This window comes from Stenotrophomonas sp. STK16_22 (assembly GCF_051984505.1).
Classification (GTDB): Bacteria; Pseudomonadota; Gammaproteobacteria; order Xanthomonadales; family Xanthomonadaceae; genus Stenotrophomonas; species Stenotrophomonas maltophilia_A.
The window spans coordinates 2,293,346-2,312,351 of the sequence record NZ_CP196972.1; the positions used below are offsets into that span (position 1 = coordinate 2,293,346).

The 19,006-nt window shown below is 65.6% G+C and carries 15 protein-coding genes; 10 read left to right on the forward strand and 5 right to left on the reverse strand.

Annotated features, from left to right (window positions below):
• The first annotated feature begins 275 nt into the window (after window positions 1–275).
• The 5 genes from ACSYAO_RS10635 to ACSYAO_RS10655 all read left to right on the forward strand — a co-directional run bounded on the left by ACSYAO_RS10635 (window position 276) and on the right by ACSYAO_RS10655 (window position 7,305).
• Complete coding sequence (locus ACSYAO_RS10635) at window positions 276–1,364, forward strand: efflux RND transporter periplasmic adaptor subunit (RefSeq protein ID WP_223224615.1); 1,089 nt, start codon at window positions 276–278, stop codon at window positions 1,362–1,364.
• Window positions 1,361–4,408 carry an efflux RND transporter permease subunit gene (locus ACSYAO_RS10640; protein ID WP_049463425.1) on the forward strand — a complete coding sequence of 1,016 codons (3,048 nt, stop codon included), beginning with the start codon at window positions 1,361–1,363 and terminating at the stop codon, window positions 4,406–4,408. Before ACSYAO_RS10635 ends, ACSYAO_RS10640 begins: the two co-directional genes overlap by 4 nt.
• A complete protein-coding gene (locus ACSYAO_RS10645) occupies window positions 4,405–5,940 on the forward strand; it encodes a TolC family protein (protein WP_440566932.1) in 1,536 nt (511 codons plus the stop codon). Before ACSYAO_RS10640 ends, ACSYAO_RS10645 begins: the two co-directional genes overlap by 4 nt.
• A gap of 76 nt (window positions 5,941–6,016) precedes the next feature.
• On the forward strand, window positions 6,017–6,592 hold the full coding sequence (locus tag ACSYAO_RS10650) for a TetR/AcrR family transcriptional regulator (protein WP_223224617.1): 576 nt from the start codon (window positions 6,017–6,019) through the stop codon (window positions 6,590–6,592).
• A 119-nt stretch (window positions 6,593–6,711) separates the two neighbouring features.
• Entirely contained in the window at window positions 6,712–7,305 is a 594-nt protein-coding gene (locus ACSYAO_RS10655; protein ID WP_239684317.1) for a TetR/AcrR family transcriptional regulator, read from the forward strand.
• Window positions 7,306–7,314: 9 nt separating this feature from the next.
• Here ACSYAO_RS10655 and ACSYAO_RS10660 read toward each other — a convergent pair whose 3' ends face one another.
• The 3 genes from ACSYAO_RS10660 to ACSYAO_RS10670 form a co-directional block, all read right to left on the reverse strand.
• Window positions 7,315–8,619 (reverse strand): NADH-quinone oxidoreductase subunit D, encoded by a 1,305-nt coding sequence (locus tag ACSYAO_RS10660; protein ID WP_049463453.1) that lies wholly within the window; start codon window positions 8,617–8,619, stop codon window positions 7,315–7,317.
• A gap of 244 nt (window positions 8,620–8,863) precedes the next feature.
• Entirely contained in the window at window positions 8,864–9,271 is a 408-nt protein-coding gene (locus tag ACSYAO_RS10665; protein WP_080356587.1) for a Rap1a/Tai family immunity protein, read from the reverse strand.
• 32 nt (window positions 9,272–9,303) lie between these two features.
• Complete coding sequence (locus tag ACSYAO_RS10670; protein WP_049463433.1) at window positions 9,304–10,317, reverse strand: LacI family DNA-binding transcriptional regulator; 1,014 nt, start codon at window positions 10,315–10,317, stop codon at window positions 9,304–9,306.
• Between the two features lie 157 nt (window positions 10,318–10,474).
• Between ACSYAO_RS10670 and ptsP the strand changes: the two genes are divergently transcribed.
• From ptsP to ACSYAO_RS10690, 4 genes are all read left to right on the forward strand, one after another.
• The gene (gene ptsP / locus ACSYAO_RS10675) at window positions 10,475–12,985 is read left to right on the forward strand and encodes a phosphoenolpyruvate--protein phosphotransferase (protein WP_049463436.1); all 2,511 of its coding nucleotides are present in this window, start codon (window positions 10,475–10,477) and stop codon (window positions 12,983–12,985) included.
• Complete coding sequence (gene pfkB / locus ACSYAO_RS10680) at window positions 12,982–13,938, forward strand: 1-phosphofructokinase (protein WP_049463437.1); 957 nt, start codon at window positions 12,982–12,984, stop codon at window positions 13,936–13,938. The genes ptsP and pfkB overlap by 4 nt, the downstream gene beginning before the upstream one ends.
• Before the next feature lie 74 nt (window positions 13,939–14,012).
• Window positions 14,013–15,719, forward strand: a complete 1,707-nt coding sequence (locus tag ACSYAO_RS10685) for a PTS fructose transporter subunit IIC (protein ID WP_049463440.1) — start codon at window positions 14,013–14,015, stop codon at window positions 15,717–15,719.
• A 14-nt stretch (window positions 15,720–15,733) separates the two neighbouring features.
• The gene (locus ACSYAO_RS10690) at window positions 15,734–16,987 is read left to right on the forward strand and encodes a carbohydrate porin (RefSeq protein WP_049463443.1); all 1,254 of its coding nucleotides are present in this window, start codon (window positions 15,734–15,736) and stop codon (window positions 16,985–16,987) included.
• A gap of 75 nt (window positions 16,988–17,062) precedes the next feature.
• Here ACSYAO_RS10690 and ACSYAO_RS10695 read toward each other — a convergent pair whose 3' ends face one another.
• Both ACSYAO_RS10695 and ACSYAO_RS10700 read right to left on the reverse strand, forming a co-directional pair.
• Window positions 17,063–17,590, reverse strand: coding sequence for a DUF6622 family protein (locus ACSYAO_RS10695; protein WP_049463444.1), 528 nt, complete (start codon window positions 17,588–17,590; stop codon window positions 17,063–17,065).
• 88 nt (window positions 17,591–17,678) lie between these two features.
• Window positions 17,679–18,512 (reverse strand): S1 family peptidase, encoded by an 834-nt coding sequence (locus tag ACSYAO_RS10700; RefSeq protein ID WP_197655512.1) that lies wholly within the window; start codon window positions 18,510–18,512, stop codon window positions 17,679–17,681.
• A gap of 189 nt (window positions 18,513–18,701) precedes the next feature.
• Here ACSYAO_RS10700 and ACSYAO_RS10705 point away from each other — a divergent pair, with 189 nt between their 5' ends.
• A complete protein-coding gene (locus ACSYAO_RS10705) occupies window positions 18,702–18,980 on the forward strand; it encodes a hypothetical protein (protein WP_049463454.1) in 279 nt (92 codons plus the stop codon).
• Window positions 18,981–19,006: the final 26 nt, after the last annotated feature.

Consider the following 19,006-nt stretch of genomic DNA (forward strand, 5'->3'; position numbering starts at 1 on the left):
CGCGTGGCCTAAACGGCCCCCCGCGTGTCCGGTAATGCTCCTGATGGGTCCGGATGATGATCCAGCGTCGATGTGACTGACTGGCTTCAGGTGGGACTGCGTTGTCCGGATGGCCGCTTTGAGTGCGCCGCCTGTCCCAGATGACCTGTACGAGCCCCGGCATGTCCGGAAGTGTCCTGTTCGTGGTCCAGGTGTCCCCCTAAATTTACGCCGCCTGCAGACCTGACCACACCGCGCTGGTCTGTGGAACTGACCACCCATACAAGGAATCGAACGTGAAAACCCATATGACCTGGTCATTGGTGCCTCGTCTCAGCGCGCTGGCCATTGCCCTGTCCGCGATGACGGGATGTTCCGATACACCAGAGAGCGGGACGGCAGAAGCCCGCACCGCGTATGTCGCCTCCGTTCGACAGGCTGCTGGCGATCAGCGCGCTTACATCGGCACCGTGCGTGCCACGCAGCGAGGACAGCTGTCCTTCCCGGTCTCCGGAAAGGTCTCCGCGGTACTTGTTGAACCGGGTGACGTTGTACGCAAGGGACAGGTGCTTGCTCGACTGGATCCGGTCCCCTTTGCAGCGCAGGAGGCGTCCGCTGCCGGCGACGTCGCACGCGCGCAGGCCGCACTGGACGAGGTCCAGCGACGCGTCGAGCGACTGGATGTTGCGCAGAAGGCTGATGCGCTCAGCCCGGCGGAGATGACCGCCGCGAAGGCCGAACTGGCGGCTGCGAATGCGGCCGTCCGCAATGCCCGCGCGCAGCACGAGCTCGCCGGCTGGTCGCAAGGCGAAGCCACGCTGAAGGCAACGTTTGACGGAGTCGTGGCTGCCCGAAACGTTGAAGTTGGACAGTCCGTGGGCCCCGGCGCTGTCGCCATCCAGGTCGATGGTGCGGGCCGCGAGCTGTCTGTCGCGATTCCGGGCACTGCTCCCCTGGCTGTTGGGCAGGTGGTCAACCTGATCAGCGGCTCGGACACCGTGGAGAGCAAGGTGCTCCGTGTCGACGGCCGCGTTGATGCAGGCGGCGTGCGTACCGCATACATCGCAGTGCCCGAGGCGGCGACCGTGGGTTCGACCTGGTCGGTCCGGATCACTGGAACGGATACAGGCCCAGCCAGGCTTCAAGTGCCATTTCGGGCTGTACTGCCGTCTGCCGTTGGCGGCAAGGGCCAGGTGCTTCGGCTGGCAAAGGATGGCAAGACGACCGAGCTGGCGGAAGTAGATCTGGGTCAGTATCACGGTGACTGGATCGAGGTGAGCGGGCAGATTTCCGCCGGTCAGCGCGTCGTGGTTGCGGGTGCCAAGGCCATCCGCCCGGGCACGCAGATCAAGCCTGTCGACATGAAGATGGGATCAGAACAATGAGCCTCTCCTCATTCTCATTGGCGCGTCCCCGCCTGACCCTGCTGGCGATCGTAGCGATCGTCCTCACCGGCCTCATTCTGGCGCTCGACTTCCCGTCCACTGAAGAGCCTCCCATCACCATTCGCACGGCGACGGTACTCAGCTTCATGCCGGGCGCCGGCGTGGACCGGGTCGAGCAGCTGGTCGCTCGCCCGATCGAGGAGAGCATTCGTGGCATGCCGGAGGTCAAGCGGATCCGGACGACTGTCCGTCCAGGCTTTGCGTTCACCTACGTTGATCTCTATCCCACCGTGGAATCGGAGAAAATTCCCATCGTGTGGCAACGGTTGCGCTCACGCATGGGGGACATCCAGAGCCAGCTTCCCGAGGGAACGATTGGCCCGGTCGTGGACGACGAATTCGGTCGGGTTGCGGTGATGACCATGGGCCTGACCGGCGATGGCTATAACGCAGGCGAGCTCCGGGCAGAAGCCCGCCGCCTGCGCGATGAACTGTTCCGGCTGCCCGGGGTGGAACGTGTCTCGCTGCACGGCGTGAGGGACGAGCAGGTCCAGATCATCCTGGACGTGCCTTCCCTGGCTGCGCGTGGGCTCAACCCCAATGTGATTGCCGATGCGGTTTCCAGGCGCAATGTGATTGCGCCGGCGGGCTACGTCGAGATCGGAGGTTCGGAGATCACGCTCAACGTGAGCGGTGACGCCGACAACCCCTCCCAGCTGAAGAGCACGCCGATACCGCTGCCGAAGGGTGGCTCGGTGCCGCTGGGTGCCCTTGCGCGAGTGGAACGGGTGACCCAGGACCCGCCGATGACGGGTGCATTCGTCAATGGCACGCCGGCCGTGGTGATAGCGGTCTCCATGGCGCCAGGACTCAACGTAGTCAGCTTCGCCGATCTGCTGCGCGGCGACGTTGAACGGCTTTCGGAAACGCTGCCGGCCGGCATGCAGCTTGTCCAGATCACGGATCAGGCCGAGGTTGTTTCTACCCAGCTGCTGCGTGTTGCCAAGGTTTTCCTGGAGACCCTGGCCATCGTCATGGCGGTCGTCGTGCTGTTCCTTGGAATGAGGACCGGCCTGATTGTCAGCGCCATCGTGCCGACCACGGTGCTGGGGACGATGGCAATCATGAAGATCCTGAACATCGATCTGCACATGATCTCGGTGGGTGCAATCATCATTGCCCTGGGCCTGTTCGTTGACAACGCGATCGTGGTTGCCGAGGACATGGAGCGGCGGCTCTCGCTGGGTGAGTCGCCGGACCAGGCTGCCGCTCACGCAGGCAGCACGATGTTCGTGCCGCTTCTGGTTTCTTCGCTGGCGATCATCCTCGCGTTCATGCCGCTGGCCATCTCCAGCACGGAAACCGGCGAGTATCTGCGCAGCCTCGGCATCGTGATGGCCATCGCGCTGCTGTTGTCGCTGGTCATCGGCGTTACCCTGATTCCGCTGCTGTGCAAGTACTTTGCCCATCATCATGCCGAACTCAGCCGCACCGCACGCGCGGTCGAGCGGTTGACGGGCTGGTACCGCGGCAAGGTCCGCTGGATCCTGGGGCACAAGGCCATCTACATCGGCGTAATGGTTGCACTGCTGGCAACCTCCGGCTGGTTGTTCACCACCGTCCCCAACGAGCTCATGCCGCCGTCCGAGCGCCATCAGCTGCAGATGGCCATCGAGCTGTCCCCGGATTCCAGCCCGGCCAATACGATGGCGGTTGCTCACCAGATCAGCAAGGTACTGGCCGACGAGAAGCTCGTTCCGGAGATCTCCAGCCACGCCCTGTACATGGGCGATGGTGGCCCACGCTTCATTCTGGCACTGAATCCCCCTACTCCCGCAGGACACCGCGCGTATGCCGTGCTGTCACTTGCGAAGGGCGTCAAGCATGAAGCGGCCATTGAGCGGCTGCGTTCTGTGATGGCAACACACTTCCCGGATGTGCGGGTGGAGCCCAAGCGGTTCTCGATGGGGTCTTCGGATGCCGGCGTTGCGACGTTCCGCATCTCCAGCAGCGACGGCGCACATCGGATTGCCGCCGAGAAGCTGCTGCGCACGCTGCAGGACACGCCGGGGATGGTGGATGTATCCAGCGATGCCGAACGCCAGGTTGTCCAGCTTGATGTGGACGTCGATCAGCCCAAGGCCCAGGCCGCAGGCATCAGCAGCGCGGACATCGCCAAGAGCATGGACATGCTGCTGACCGGCGCAACGATTTCCCGCTATCGTGAGGGCGACACCGTTCTCCCGGTCATCCTCCGCGGAGAAGCGGCACTGCGCACGGATATCGGCCAGCTTGAGGCACTCCCGATCCAGAAGGCGGATGGCAGCGGAAGCGTGCCCCTGGGCCAGGTGGCCAAGCTTCGGTTGGCGCCGCAGCTGTCTTCAATCCAGCGAGTGAACCAGATGCGCGCGGTCACCGTGCTTGCAAAGAGCTCCGAGCTGACGGCCCAGGGGATCGCGGACAAGGTCGAGCCACTTCTTTCCGAATTCCGCAAGCAGGGCGTGCGGGTTGAACTCGGTGGCGAGATCGAAGAAAGCAAGAGTGCCAACGAAGGCATCGAGAAGCTGCTCCCGCTCTGCCTTGCTGCCATGTTCCTGTTGTTCGTATGGCAGTTCGAGAGCATCCGCAAGAGCCTGATCGTCCTGGCGAGCATTCCGTTCGTGGTCATCGGCGCGACCTTGGCACTCAAGCTGAGTGGCACCAGCCTGACCTTCATCGGAACACTGGGGCTGCTCGCACTTGCCGGCATCATCGTCAACAACGCGATTCTGCTCATCGATGCGATCGACGAAGGCCAGCGCGATGGCTTGCCTCCTCTCCAGGCCATTGAAGAGGCTGCAGCAAAGCGCCTGCGCCCCATCGTCATGACCAAGATGGTCTGCATTCTCGGCCTTGTCCCGCTGCTGCTGTTTGGCGGCTCCATGTGGACCAGCATGTCGATCGTGATGATCGGCGGCCTTGCCCTTGGAACGCTGATCACGCTGGGTCTCATTCCAGCGCTGTATGCCGCGCTCTACCGCATTCACCCGGCCGAGGAGGCATGATCATGTCTATTGGAAATCGAGTTGCCTGCCTGTCGATTGCTGTGCTTGTAGCCCTGTCTTCTGGCTGCGCCTCTGTGGCTCCCAGGACCGAGATCCCTGACGCCGCAGCCCGGCATCATGTGGGCCAGGCCCCCACGCCGGCGGCGCTGGACGCGGATGTCCTGCCCGGGACGCCCAACAGGCAATGGTGGAAGGACTTCTCCGACCCCAACCTGGATGCGCTGGTCAGCCTGGCCATGCGCGGGAATCATGACCTGAAGTCTGCCCTTGCCGCCGTGGTGGAAGCGCGCGCACTGGCAGGCGCAGCGCGCAAGGACTATCTGCCGAGCGGTGCGCTGCAGGTCAAGGCCGAAGCCATGCAGTCCGCCCAGATCGAAGCGGATCCCTATCGCCAGGATCTTCCCCGCCCCCCTTCCCAGAGACTGCTGTCCGCCGGACAGATGTTCTCCTGGGAGCTGGATCTGTTTGGGCGCATTGGCACCGCCGCAGCCATGGCCGATCGCAAGGCCGATGCCGCGGCGGCTGACGCGAGATCAGCTGCCGCAGTGCTCCAGGCCGAGGTTGCGAAGAACTACTTCCTGCTCAGGATGGACCAGATCAACCTGTCCTCTCTTGAGCGGGAGGTTGAGCTGAGCAAGGCGCGCGTTGTGCGTGTGAAGGCCCGGTATGCGGCCGGGCTGGTCGATCGCAGGGAGGCACTTGCGGTCGAATCCGAACACGCCGAGCTGGTGGCGCAGGAGGCAGCAACCGCTACCCGGCTGCAGGCGGACAGGGCCGCATTGGCGGTTCTTGCAGGCCGCTCGCCGACCGCGCAGGATGACGCCTGGGAGGCGTTGCTGGCCCCGGCTCCACTGCCGGCCCCACCGGATCTTGCATCGCTTGCGCAGCCGACCGACCTCCTGGCGCGGCGGCCAGACGTCGCCAAGGCCGATGCACTACTGCGAGCAAGCCTTGGCAACGTCGTACTCGCCGAGCGCGCGCACCTTCCGCGCCTCACGCTGAATGTTTTCGGCGGCATCCTTGCACCGTTCGGTTCGCTGGGCGATTCCAGTGCAAAGCGCTTCTCGGCCGGCCCGGAGCTTCAGTGGGAGTGGCTGAGCTTTGGCCGGAAGAAGGCCAGGGAGGAAGCCGCTCGCGCCGGCAGTGATCAGAACTGGCATGCCTTCGAGCAGACCGTGCTGACGGCGCTGAAGGAGAGTGAGGACTCCCTGCATGCGTGGACGAGTTCCCAGGTCAGGATGCAGCAGGCGGTAAATGCCGAGGCACTCAGCAGCAGATCTTCGGCCTATGCCTCTTCCCGCGTGGACGCCGGAATCGAGCCGAAGGATGCCGGCCTGCAGCAGCAGGCGCTGCACGAAAAGGCGCGCAGAGAGCTTGCGGCGGCACAGGCCAGGCTGCTGATGGCCCACGTGCAGGTGCAGCTGGCGCTGGGGGCATGGCAGCCCGAGAAGGGGGACCCTGAGATTGAAATCGGCAGGCCCATCGCTTCCCGGAAGAGCGCCGAAAGCGAAGCATCCGCGGCGCATCACTGACTGGCTCGAACGGCAACCCGCCAGGCCGTACCGGCCTGGCGGATCGTTCGTCGCCCGCTACATGAGGAAAACTCTCTTGAACGCTACCCACAGTTCGTCCGTGCGTGTGCCCGGCATACTCATCCGCGAAACGGCAGCGCTTATCGTCCGCAATGGTCGGTCTTCGGTGACCGTCAGTGAGATTCTCGAATGCTCGGGCGTCAGCCGTGGCGCGATGTTCCATCACTTCTACTGCAAGCAGGATCTCATCGACGCCACTTTCTCGTGCTGGCTGCAGAACTTCAATCAGGATGTGGAACGGAGAATGCGTGCCAACGGGCTCCGCCCCGGCGCATTCACCAACGCCTACGTGGAATCGGTGGTCGAGGGCTGCAGGCGGCACGACGTTGCAATGCTCTCGGCCCTGATCATCCGTCTGGACCTGACCCAGGTATCCGCGTCGCAGTGGATCGAGTGGATGAAGAAGAAGCTGGCCACCGAGCCGTCCGAGGCCGACGATCCCGCGCTGAAGTCCGCGCGTCTCGCCGCCGATGGTCTGTGGCTTGGCTCACTGTCCTGCCCTGCCCCCGCCAATGAACCGAAGATCGACATTCAAACGCCGCAGATCCCGGTGCAGCGCTGTGGCCACGGTCCGTCCCATCGCCTTGTCTAAGGACGCTAAGGACGCGCGGTCGCGCGCTCATCGAACAGCAGGGATGCAACCGTGCCATGGCTAGAAGAACCAGGGAGGACGCACACGCCACGCGTGAGAGGATCCTCGATGCCGCACTGGTGTGCCTTCTGCGCCATGGGCCCGCGGGCGCCACGCTGGAGCTGATCGCCACCGAGTGCGGCTATTCGCGCGGCGCGATCTACTGGCACTTCGGGTCCCGTCAGAACCTGCTGGGTGAACTTTCCGCGCGAGGGCGGCCAGATGCACCCGAAGGACTGCGGGAAGCCGCCATCCGGCAGTGTAATGACCCGTTCAAGCTTCTGTTTGCGGACCTGGTCAGGGTATTTGATCACACGCGCCGCACCCCACGCGTTCGCCGAACGGTTGAGCTTCTGCTGCGCTCTGGTGCATCACATGAGCTGGGCGGCATAGGCGACGTGCTCGCGGCGTGCGCGATGCCGGAGGTCCGCATGCTGGAGCTTGTATACCAGCGTGCAGGAGCACTGGGCCAGCTCCGTGAGGGCGTTGATACAGCCACTGCGGCGCGCAGCCTTCATGCGATCGCGGTCGGTGTTCTGCTGGGATCAATCCTGGAGCCCGGCATCCTCGACCTGGAGATGGGCGGGGCACGCACCGTGGAAGACCTGCTCAGGCTGCACATGGCTGCTCCCTTCGCGGCCGCCGGAGCGTGGCTCAGCCCATGTGTGGGCTGAGCCGGTTCCTCATCGATCCACTTCGCCGAACACAATGTCGTAGGTGCCAATCATGGCGACGACATCCGCCAGCATGTGGCCCCTGACGATTTCATCCAGAGAAGAGAGATGAGCGAAGCCGGGAGCACGCAGGTGCACCCGGAACGGCTTGTTGGCGCCATCGGAGATCAGGTAGCAGCCGAACTCGCCCTTGGGCGCCTCGACCGCTGCGTAGGTCTCACCTGCCGGCACCTGGTAGCCTTCGCTGAAGAGCTTGAAGTGATGGATCAGCGCTTCCATGTCGGACTTCATCTCCTGCCGGGACGGCGGCGCCACCTTGAAGTTCTGGACCATCACCGGGCCGGGGTTGGCGCGAAGCCAGTCGACACATTGGCGGATGATGCGGTTGGACTGCCGCATCTCCGCGACACGGCACAGGTAGCGGTCATAGCAGTCACCGGCGCTGCCGACCGGAATGTCGAAGTCAACGGCATCGTACTTCGCGTAGGGGCGCTTCTTCCTCAGGTCCCACGCCACGCCCGAGCCTCTCAGCATCACCCCGGTCATGCCCCAGTCCATGGCCTGCTGCGGGGTCACAACGCCAATGCCCACCGTGCGCTGCTTCCAGATTCTGTTGTCGGTGAGCAGGGCTTCGTACTCATCAATGCGGTTTGGGAATTCGCGGGTGAAATTCTCGATGAAATCGAGCAGCGACCCTTCTCTCGCGGCGTTCAGCCGCCGCAGCTCCTTCCCCTTCTTCCAGCGTGACTCCTTGTACTTCGGCATCTGGTCAGGCAGATCACGGTACACACCGCCGGGCCGGTAATACGTGGCATGCATTCGAGCGCCGGATACCGCCTCGTAGCAGTCCATCAGCTCTTCGCGTTCCCGGAATGCATAGAGCATCACGGCCATGGCGCCCAGGTCCAGCGCGCCCGTTCCGATGTTCATGAGGTGATTGAGGATACGGGTGATCTCATCGAACATCGTGCGGATGTACTGTGCCCTGATGGGCGCCTCGATTCCCAGAAGGGTTTCAATCGCACCTACGTAGGCGTGTTCATTGCACATCATGGATACGTAGTCCAGCCGATCCATGTAGCCGATGGACTGGTTGAAGGGCTTGGACTCCGCCAGCTTCTCGGTACCCCGGTGCAGCAGGCCCACATGCGGATCCGCGCGCACAACGGTCTCGCCATCCATCTCAAGCACAAGGCGCAGTACCCCATGTGCCGCAGGATGTTGGGGGCCGAGGTTCATCACGTAGTTCCGGATCTCGGTATCCCGCCGATCACCGCGCACGGGAGCGGGGCCGCCCGCCGTCGTCCGCTTCATGTTCATCCAATAGCTTCCGTAGTCCGAACGCATTCAGCGGAAGTGCTCAATGCTCCAAGCGTCGATGCTACTTCGACGTGGAAGGCCGGTTATGGACTGCTTGGTCTGGAATGTGGAGCGCTGGGATTGTTCCCGAGCCGAAGCAATCTGCAGTCAAAACGCGGATTTTCTCGACGGCGGCGCTTGCTGCCAACCCCCGGTTGCGGGGGGAACAAGCCTGGCAAATCACTTCAACGAGGCTGGGTCAATTTTCCCTGGACTGTCCGATGCCACCGTGCAATGCCCGGCGTTCGCAAGGAAACGCTGTTCGCAGGCCTTCCACAACCAGCGAAGAAGCATTCTGTTGCAAGCGCTCCTGGGGCAATTGCTGAAGATGGGAGGTGACACGATCGGCCAGTTCATGTGGACGGATCTGGCCTTGGCCGCACCACTGGCCACGACTGGTATCGGCAGCACCCTGGATGTAGGCATTGGCACGGGCGATGGACAGACTCCGGCACTGTTCGCTGGCACAGAATCCGTCAGCCCCTTTTCCCTGCAGTAGCGTGATCAGCTCCGCGCCGCTCACAAGCCAGGTGCGCTTCGGTGGTGATGTCTCCGCAAGCAAGGATCCGGTCAGGAAGCAGGCTCCAAGCATAAGCAGCCGAATCATGCGACGACCCGCCTGTCGGCCTTGATGTCCTCTCATGCCTTGGACCTTGGTTGTCGTCCTTCTGGATTCCATGCAGTTGATCCCCTCACCACGCACCGGCCCGTCATCACCAGCCGGCGTACCGGCAGCTCCGGCGCGCGCAGGCGCTCAAGCAACAGCGACATCGCAGCGCGCCCCATCTCTTCGACCGGCTGTTCGATCACGGTGATGCCCGGCTCGACCAGTTCGGTCCAGCGTTCGTTGTCAAAGCCCGCCAGCGCCAGCGCGTCCGGAATTGCCAGGCCTGCACTGCGGGCGGCCTTCAACGCTCCCATGAGCAGCAGGCTGTTGCTGGCGACCAGCGCCTCCGGCCGCGATGGGCCAGCCAGCCACTGTTCGACCGTTGCAATGGCCGCTTCAGCCGTAGGTTCAACCTCGCGGTAATCCGGCTGAAGCCCATGTGTACGCATCGCAGCGAGATAGCCGTCGCGACGTTCGGCTGCGGTGGTGCTGGTGCTGCCGAACAGGCCGCCGATGCGGCGATAGCCACGCGCGACCAGATGCTCGACCAGGCCCGCCATCGCGGCCGGATTGTCGAGCACCACGCTGTCGATCGACCCGCCGGGTGCGGCGCGGTCCACCAGCACCGTCGGATAGTCCAGTGCGAGCCGCTCCAGCCGCCCCACCGTGGTCCGGGTGGGCGCGAAGATCAGTCCGCTGATGCGCTCCTCGTGCATCAACTGCAGATACAGCGCTTCGCGCTCGGGGTCCTCGTCGGTGTTGCAGAGGGTGACGCGCAGGCCTTCACGATAAGCCATCTCCTCCACCGCTCGGATCAGCGCCGTGAAGAACGGGTTGCGGATGTCCGCCACGATCAGCCCGATGATGCCGGTGTGCCGGGCACGCAGGCGCCGTGCCTGCAGGTTGGGGTGATAGCCGGTCTGGCGGATCGCCGCCTCCACCCGGCCACGCACGGCCTCGCTGACCGGGCCGCCGCCGAGCACGCGCGACACCGTGGACTTGGAGACCCCCGCCACGCGCGCGACGTCGTTGATGCTGATGCTCATTGGAACCGTTCCCGGAAACTTTCACTGTTCGAGGCCGGATGGCCATTCAGGACAATGCTAACGCCAAAGGACTATTGGCTTTTTGTGCAGTGCACATTGAAATGATCAGTGGGAACGTTCCCAATACGCCACAGCACCCCCCTTCCCGGAGCCCGCCTTGCAGCCCTTGACCTCCCCAGCCCCCGTCAGCCGGGAATTGATCCGCCTGGATGCGCGGGCACTCGACAAGGCCGACGCCATCGCCCAGGTGGCGCAGATGCTGGTCGCTGCCGGCTGCGTTGCGCCGGGTTACGAGGCCAGCATGGGGCGTCGCGAGGCGTTGGCGAACACCTTCCTCGGCCATGGCGTGGCCATTCCGCACGGGCTGGGCGAGGATCGTCACCTGGTGCGCCGCGATGGCATTGCCGTGCTGCAGTTCCCGCAAGGCGTGGAGTGGAATCCGGGCCAGGTCACCCGCCTGGTGGTCGGCATTGCCGCCCAGTCCGATACCCACATCACCCTGCTGCGCCGGCTGACCCGCCTGATCCAGGATGACGCAACGCTGCAGCGCCTGTTCACCACGGCAGATGCGAGCGAGATCATCAGCGCGCTGACCGGCGATGTTGCGACCACGGCCCCCACTGTGCCGGTGACTGACCTGGCCGAGCGTTTCGACTGGACCATCGCCTATCCCAACGGGCTGCACGCACGCCCGGCCACGCGCTGGGCTGAAACAGCGCGCGGCTTCGCGGCCCGCGCACAGGTCCGAGCGGGCGATCAGGCTGCCGATGCCAAGAGCCTGGTGGCGCTGCTGCAGCTCGGGTTGCGCCATGGCGACGCGGTCAGCGTGTCTGCCGAGGGCGCCGATGCCCCTGCCCTGTTGGCCGCACTGCGCAAGGTCATGGACGGGCTGGTGGCACAGGAAAGGGCCGATGCCGAGCGCGCGGCGCAGCGCAAGGCCGCGCCGGTTGCGGGCTGGAATCCGCCCGACGCACAGGCGGCGATCGTCGGCATCGGCGCCAGCCCAGGCCTGGCGATCGGCCCGGTGCATGTGCTGGCCAGCACGCATGCCGACGTTGCTGACCGCCCCACCCCGCTCGGCGAAGGCGGCGCACGCCTGCAGGAGGCGCTCAGCCGCACCCGCCAGCAGCTGGCCGCACTGCAGGACGACACCCAGCGCCGGCTCGGCGCCTCGGATGCGGCAATCTTCAAGGCGCAGGCCGCGCTGCTCGACGACACCGATCTGATTACCCGTACCTGCCAGCTGATGGTCGAAGGCCATGGAGTTGCATGGTCCTGGCACCAGGCCATCGAGCAGATCGCCTCCGGCCTGGCGGCACTGGGCAACCCGGTGTTGGCCGCGCGCGCGGCCGACATGCGTGACGTGGGCCGGCGCGTACTGGCGCAGCTTGATCCGTCTGCGGCGGGTGGCGGCCTTGCCGACCTGCCTGCACATCCTTGCATCCTGCTCGCTGCTGATCTGTCGCCGTCCGACACGGCCAACCTCGATACCGGCCGCGTGCTCGGCCTCGCCACCGTGCTGGGCGGGCCGACCTCGCACACCGCGATCCTCTCGCGCACGCTGGGCCTGCCGGCGCTGGTCGCCGCGGGCGCGGAGCTGCTGACGATCAGCGCGGGGAGCGAGGCGATCATCGATGGCAGCAGCGGGCGCCTCTATCTGTCTCCTTCCGAGGCCGATCTCGCCTCGGCCCGTGCGTGGATCGCCGAACAGCAGCAGATCCGCGAGCGTGAAGCGGCGCAACGCGCGCAGCCGGCACAGACCCCTGACGGCCACCGCATCGACATCGGCGCCAACGTCAACCTGCCCGAGCAGGTGCCACTGGCACTGGAGCAAGGCGCGGAAGGCGTCGGCCTGATGCGGACCGAGTTCCTGTTCCTCGAGCGCGGGAGCACGCCCAGCGAGGATGAGCAGTACGCCACGTATGTGGCAATGGCCAAGGCACTCGACGGCCGCCCGCTGATCGTGCGTGCGCTTGATATCGGTGGCGACAAGCAGGTCGCGCACCTGGGGTTGCCGCGGGAGGAAAATCCGTTCCTCGGCGTGCGTGGTGCGCGCCTGCTGCTGCGCCGCCCCGACCTGCTGGAACCGCAGCTGCGTGCGCTGTATCGCGCGGCGAAGGACGGCGCACGCCTGTCCATCATGTTTCCGATGATCACCTCGGTGCCGGAGCTGATCGCACTGCGCGCCATCTGCGAACGGTTGCGCGCCGCGCTCGAGGCACCCGAAGTGCCGATCGGGATCATGATTGAAGTCCCCGCCGCTGCGGCCCAGAGCGATGTGCTGGCCCGCCATGCCGACTTCTTCTCGATCGGCACCAACGACCTGACCCAGTACGTGCTGGCGATCGACCGCCAGAACCCGGAACTCGCCGCCGAGGCCGACAGCCTTCATCCGGCCGTGCTGCGCGCGATCCGCGCCACGGTGGAAGGTGCACGCCTGCATGGGCGCTGGGTTGGCGTCTGCGGCGGCCTGGCCGGCGATCCCTTCGGCGCAATGCTGCTGGCCGGCCTGGGCGTGGACGAACTGTCGATGACCCCGAACGACATCCCGGCCGTGAAGGCACGCCTGCGTGGCAACGCGATGACCGATCTGCAGGCATTGGCCAATAGTGCACTCGACTGCGAAACCGCCGAGCAGGTACGTGCGCTCGATGGAGTGCGCGCATGAGCGCCCGCGCCGTCACCGTTACCTTGAACCCGGCGATCGACCAGACCGTGCGGCTGGCGCACCTGCAACCGGGCCATGTGCATCGTGCCCGCAGCACCCGCGACGACGCCGGCGGCAAGGGCATCAACGTGGCCGCCTGCCTGGCCGATTGGGGTGTGCCGACCACCGCGCTGGGCGTGCTCGGCGATGGCAACGACGGCGTGTTCAGCGCACTGTTCGCCGAGCGCGGCATCGCAGACGCTTGCCTGCGCATTGCGGGCCGCACCCGCACCAACATCAAGCTGGTCGAAGAGGCCAACGGCGAGACCACCGACATCAACCTGCCCGGCCTGTCACTGCGTGATGCCGATCTGGACGCGGTATCGCGCCGACTCGACGCCCTGCTCCAGCCGGACCTGCCGGTGGTGCTGTCCGGCAGCCTGCCGTCCGGGCTGCCAGCCGATGCATGGGCGAGACTGCAGGCGCAGGCGAGCGCCGCCGGTGCGCGCGTACTGCTGGATACCAGTGGCGACGCGCTGGCCGCGGCGTTGAGCGGCGCACAGGGCGCACTGCCCTACGCGATCAAGCCCAACCGCCACGAACTGGAGGCCTGGACCGGTACGCCGCTGCCGGATCGCAGCGCCCTGCGGGCCGCAGGCCACGCCTTGGTTGAACGCGGAGTTGCGCTTGTGGCGATCTCGATGGGCGCCGACGGCGCGTTATTCATTGATCGCAGCGGCGCCCTGATCGCGCGACCGCCGCGACTGGCACGCGGCAGCACGGTCGGTGCTGGCGATGCCATGGTCGCCGGCATCGCCGCCGCCTTGCTGGAGCCCTCCCTGGATCTGACGGGTTGCGCCCGATTGGCGACGGCGTTCTCGATGAGCCGGCTGGAGAGCGGCGACGCGCGACGACTGGACCCGACGCAGGTGCGCGCGTGGACCGGCGATGTACTGATCGAGCGGTTGGATTGAAACCCCTGCAGAGGGAGCTGCGGCTGGCCCGCCCCCTCCCGCAAGGACGAACCCGAAGAATTCCAGGAGTGCCCATGCAAGCTTCCACCGTAGTCATCGCCGCAGGCGAACGCAGCATCGAGGCGGTTCTTGCCGCCGAAGCGCTGCGCCGCGCCGCCCGCCAGCAAGGCGCTGAACTGGCGATCGAAATCCGCAGCGACCAGGGCGTGACCGGGGCACTGCCCGCCACGCAGGCCGCCGCCGCAACGCAGCTGCTGCTGGTGGGTGACGGCGAGGCGGATGCCGCGCGCTTCGGCAGCGCCCAGATCGTACGCGCCAGCCTCGGTGAGGTGCTGGACGACCCGCTTGCCGTGCTGGCGCAGCTTGCCGCGACGTCCGGAACCGCGCCCGCCGCGGACGCCAGCAAGCACATCGTCGCCGTTACCTCCTGCCCGACCGGCATCGCCCACACGTTCATGGCGGCCGAAGGCCTGCAGCAAGCCGCCAAGGCATTGGGCCACGCGATCCGGGTGGAAACCCAGGGCTCGGTCGGCGCGCAGGACGCATTGAGCGACGAAGAAGTCGCTGCCGCCGACCTGGTGCTGATCGCCGCCGACCGCGAAGTCGATCTGTCACGCTTTGCTGGCAAACGCCTGTTCAAGAGCGGCACCAAGCCGGCGATCAATGACGGCCAGAACCTGATCCGCAAGGCGCTGGCCGAGGCCAGCGTGCAGGCGGGTACGGCAGCTTCAGGCCGCACCACCGAAAAGGCCAGGGCCACCGGTCCCTACAAGCACCTGATGACCGGCGTGTCGTTCATGCTGCCGTTCGTCACTGCCGGTGGCCTGCTGATCGCACTGGCGTTCGCGCTCGGCGGCATCTATGCCTTCGACGATGCACACAAGGGCACGCTGGCCTGGTCGCTGTTCCAGATCGGCGCCAAGTCCGGCTTCATGCTGATGGTGCCGGCGCTGGCCGGTTACATCGCCTACTCCATCGCCGATCGCCCGGGTATCGCGCCGGGCATGATCGGCGGGCTGGTGGCAGTCAACATGGATGCGGGCTTCATCGGCGGCATCCTGGCCGGCTTCATCGCCGGTTACGGTGTGCACTGGATCAATCGTGCGCTGCGCCTGCCGCGCAGCCTGGAAGGCCTCAAGCCGGTGCTGATCCTGCCGGTGCTTGGCACGTTGCTGGTCGGCCTGTTGATGATGTATGTGATCGGCACGCCGGTCGCCGGGTTGCTGGCCTGGTTGACCGACTGGCTGCGCGGCATGCAGGGCAGCAGTGCGATCCTGCTGGGCCTGCTGCTGGGCGGAATGATGGCGGTGGACATGGGCGGGCCGGTCAACAAGGCCTCCTACGCGTTCTCCACCGCACTGATTTCCAGCCAGGTCTACACGCCGATGGCTGCGACGATGATCGGCGGCATGACGCCGCCGCTGGGCATCGCGTTGGCCACATGGCTGTTCAGCAACCGCTTCACTGCCGAGGAGCGCGGCACCGCTGGTGCCGCGGGCGTGCTCGGCCTCAGCTTCGTGACCGAGGGCGCGATCCCCTACGCCGCACGCGATCCGTTGCGCACCATTCCGGCGCTGATTCTCGGCTCGGCCGTGGCCGGTGCGATCTCGATGGCCGCAGGTGTCGAGCTGAAGGTGCCGCACGGTGGTGTGTTCGTGCTGCCGATCCCGAACGCGGTCACCCACCTTGGCGTCTACCTGCTGGCACTGGTGGCCGGCGTGGCCGTCACCGCTGTCGCGCTGCGCGTCCTCAAGAAGCCGGTCACGGCTCCCACCCTGTAAAAGGAACCTCGCCCATGACCTGCTCTTCCCGCCGCCTGTTGCCGGTAGCGATCCTGCTGGCCCTGCCGTCCGTGGCCGCAGCCGCCGACGCGAGCGACGTCCTCACCCCCAAGCTGGCGTACACCGGTGAAGCGGCTGCCACGCTCGACGGCGGCAAGCGCAGCGGCACGGCGTATGCCGGCCAGCTGATGTTCGGTGCCGACGTGAACCTGGACGCTGCGTTTGGCTGGCGGGGCGCGACGATCAAGGCCTACGGCATCAACCGCCATGGCACCAACCTGGCCAACAGCCGTACTGGCAACAGCACCTCGGTGCAGGAAATCTACGGCGGCCAGGGCACGCGCCTGGCCAACCTGACGCTTGAGCAGAAACTGCTGAACGACCGTTTGGTGCTGGAGGCCGGGCGCAGCGTCGCCAACATCCATCACCTCGGTTCGGAGCTGTGCCAGTACTTCCAGGGCAATTCGGCCTGCGGCAACCCGACCTACGTGTTCCGCACCAGCAATTTCACCTGGTGGCCGGTATCGAGCTGGATGGCCGATGCCACGGCCTGGGTGACGCCCGATGTCTATGTGCGCGTCGGCGCCTACCAGGTCGATCCCAGCCAGGCGGAGGATGGCCAGCACGGCCTGAAGTGGAATACGAACCAGGCCACCGGCTGGATCGTGCCCTACACGCTCGGTTGGCGCAGCCCTGCTTCGGCACGACTGAAAGCCCGCTACGAACTCGGTGGCTGGCAGGACAACTCGACCTATCTGGATCCGCTGCGAGATGCCAACGGCAGCCCGGCGCTGCTCAGCGGGCAGGACTATGCGTCCCGTCGCGGCCGATCCGGTGCGTTCGCCCGCTTCGAGCAACAGCTCACCAGTGATGGTGGCGGCCGCGGCCTGACCCTGTTCGGTGCGGCGCTCAAGGGCACCTCCGGCCAGTTGATCGAGGATCATTTCCTGCAGGCTGGCATGGTGCAGAAAGGCACGTTCACCAGCCGGCCGCAGGACAGCATCGCTTTCGTTGTGACCCAGCAGAAGTACAGCAGCATCGCGCTGGAGAACCTGCGCCTTGCCCGCGCCGCGGCCGGCGGTAGCGGCACGCCGCACGGGAGCCAGGTGATGATGGAACTGAGCTATGGCATCCAGCTCACCCCACAGCTCCGGGTCGCGCCGAACCTGCACTACATCGTGCATCCGGACCAGTTCAACGAACCTGCCCGCCAGCGGGACCTGCCGAATGCGTTGATTGCGGGCATGCGGGTTGATTGGAGTCTGTAGGGACAAGGGGTGCCGGCCACCGGCCGGCACTACCCTCTGGGGCTATTAATGTGACGCGTCACGACGGAGCTGGTTTCAGCCTGCCACCCCAACCCCTTTACCTGCCTCACCCAGTCGCAACGAGGCCAGATAGCGGCAGTACTTGCCGATGAAGAGGCCGGTGAATCCGCCTGCCAGCAGCAGGTAGGCGGCGCTGAAGCCGGCGTTGGCGGTCAGCGACGGCGACACCGCAAATGCGACTTCGAAGCCGTACTTCACCAGGAAGGTGATCAGCAGCAGCGGCAGCAGGCTGAAGTGCGCGTTGCGCCAGAGCTTTCCGGTAGCGCTATCCAGGGTCAGCTTCACGTGGCCCAGCAGCAGCCATCCCAGTGCTGCCCCGGTGCCGATGCCGACCAACCACTCGCCCCAGGCGGTCAGCGAGGCGCCGAAGCGATGACTGATCGACCACGCGCCCCACACGGCGAACAGGACGGGCACGATCGCCAGCTTCTGTAACGAAGTCTCACCCGGTTTCATGGCGGCGATGCCACGCGTGACCAGGAACGCCAGGAGCAGCCAGACCCAGATCGGCGTCTGCGTGGTGAGTTGCTGGAGCATGTTCATGAGCGGTCGCCTTGGTGGTTGGTGGCGAGGTGCCCTCGCCTTGGCGCCCACTATTCGCTTCCGCCCGGGTTGCAGCCAGTGACAGCTGTCAGTCTTCGGGTGTTACTGGGCGGTAATCGGGCGCACTCAGGACGCTCTCGATCCAACCCACATAGCGCGATACCCGAACGTTGTGCACCACCTGCCCGTAGAAGCCGGCCTCAAGGGCATGCTCGGGAACCGCGGTGATCCAGGAGCCCAGCCCCACCAGCTGCCAGACGCCGTGATCCTTGATCACCAATGGGCCGCCGCTGTCCCCGTTACCGAGCACACCTTCGAGCGGCAGGCCCTGTGGCGGGGCATCGAACCGATACCAGAGATAGCGATCATTGCCGCCGGTAATCGCGTTGTATGCCCGCCGCAGCGTAGTGCGATGCGGTCCGCCCGGCACCAGTCCCATCGCACCATTGCCAGTGGCGCCCTTCCCGATCAAGGCGGCGATCTGCGTGACCTCGGCGCTGCCGCGATACAGCGCCACGGGCTGCACGTCGCTCACTGGGGCTGTGAGCCTGATCAGCGTAATGTCATCCGATCCGGCCAGGAACGCGTGGATCTTCGCCGGGCTTCCCGTTGCCATAGCCTCATTGCCCAATGCGTCAGGCATTCTCCTGTAGCCGGGGTGCACGAACACGCGCTCCACGCCGTAGCCCCTGCCGTTGATGGCGATGGCCAGCCCCATCCCTTCCATTGGTGCGGCATGCGCTGCCGTCAGCACCCACTGTGGGGCGATCAGAACGCCCTGCCCTTCCCCGGGCATGTCGGCCAGGGCGGGAAATTCTGATCCCTCGATCCGGTAGCGGGCATCGTCCACGTCGTGGCGGATGACCACGGCCCCGGCAGCGAGCGGCAGCGCGGCAAGCGCGAGGAACAGCCAGCGGATCATGGGTGTCTTCATCCTTGCGGTCAGTCGCTGCAGCCTAGCCGAACCCCTCCCGCGAAGGGAAAACGTCCGACCAACCTCACGTATTCGACGACGAATGCGGCAGAACCGGCCACGAAACCGGGGCGGCCACGGGCCTTTAACAGCCTGCCTCTATGCTGGGACCTCATTGCAGACCCACGAGGTATGACCATGACCAAGCTGCACACCCTGATGTTGACCGGCTGCCTGTTGGCACTGAGCCCCCTGGCCTCCGCCGAGACCGTGAACCTGACCAACAGCGCCGACGGCGCCAATCGCGATGCGGGCATCGCGGCGGTCAAGAAGAAGCTGCAGGACGCGTGCACCGACCGCAAGGGCTCGCCCGATGCGGCTTCGTTCGAAGTGGTCGTCGAGAAGACCAGCGAGAACCCAAACGTACCCAAGCCGTACTACGTGGACGGCAAGATGAAGTGCGAACTGCCGGGCTGAAGGGCCCAGCCACGCGATCATCGATA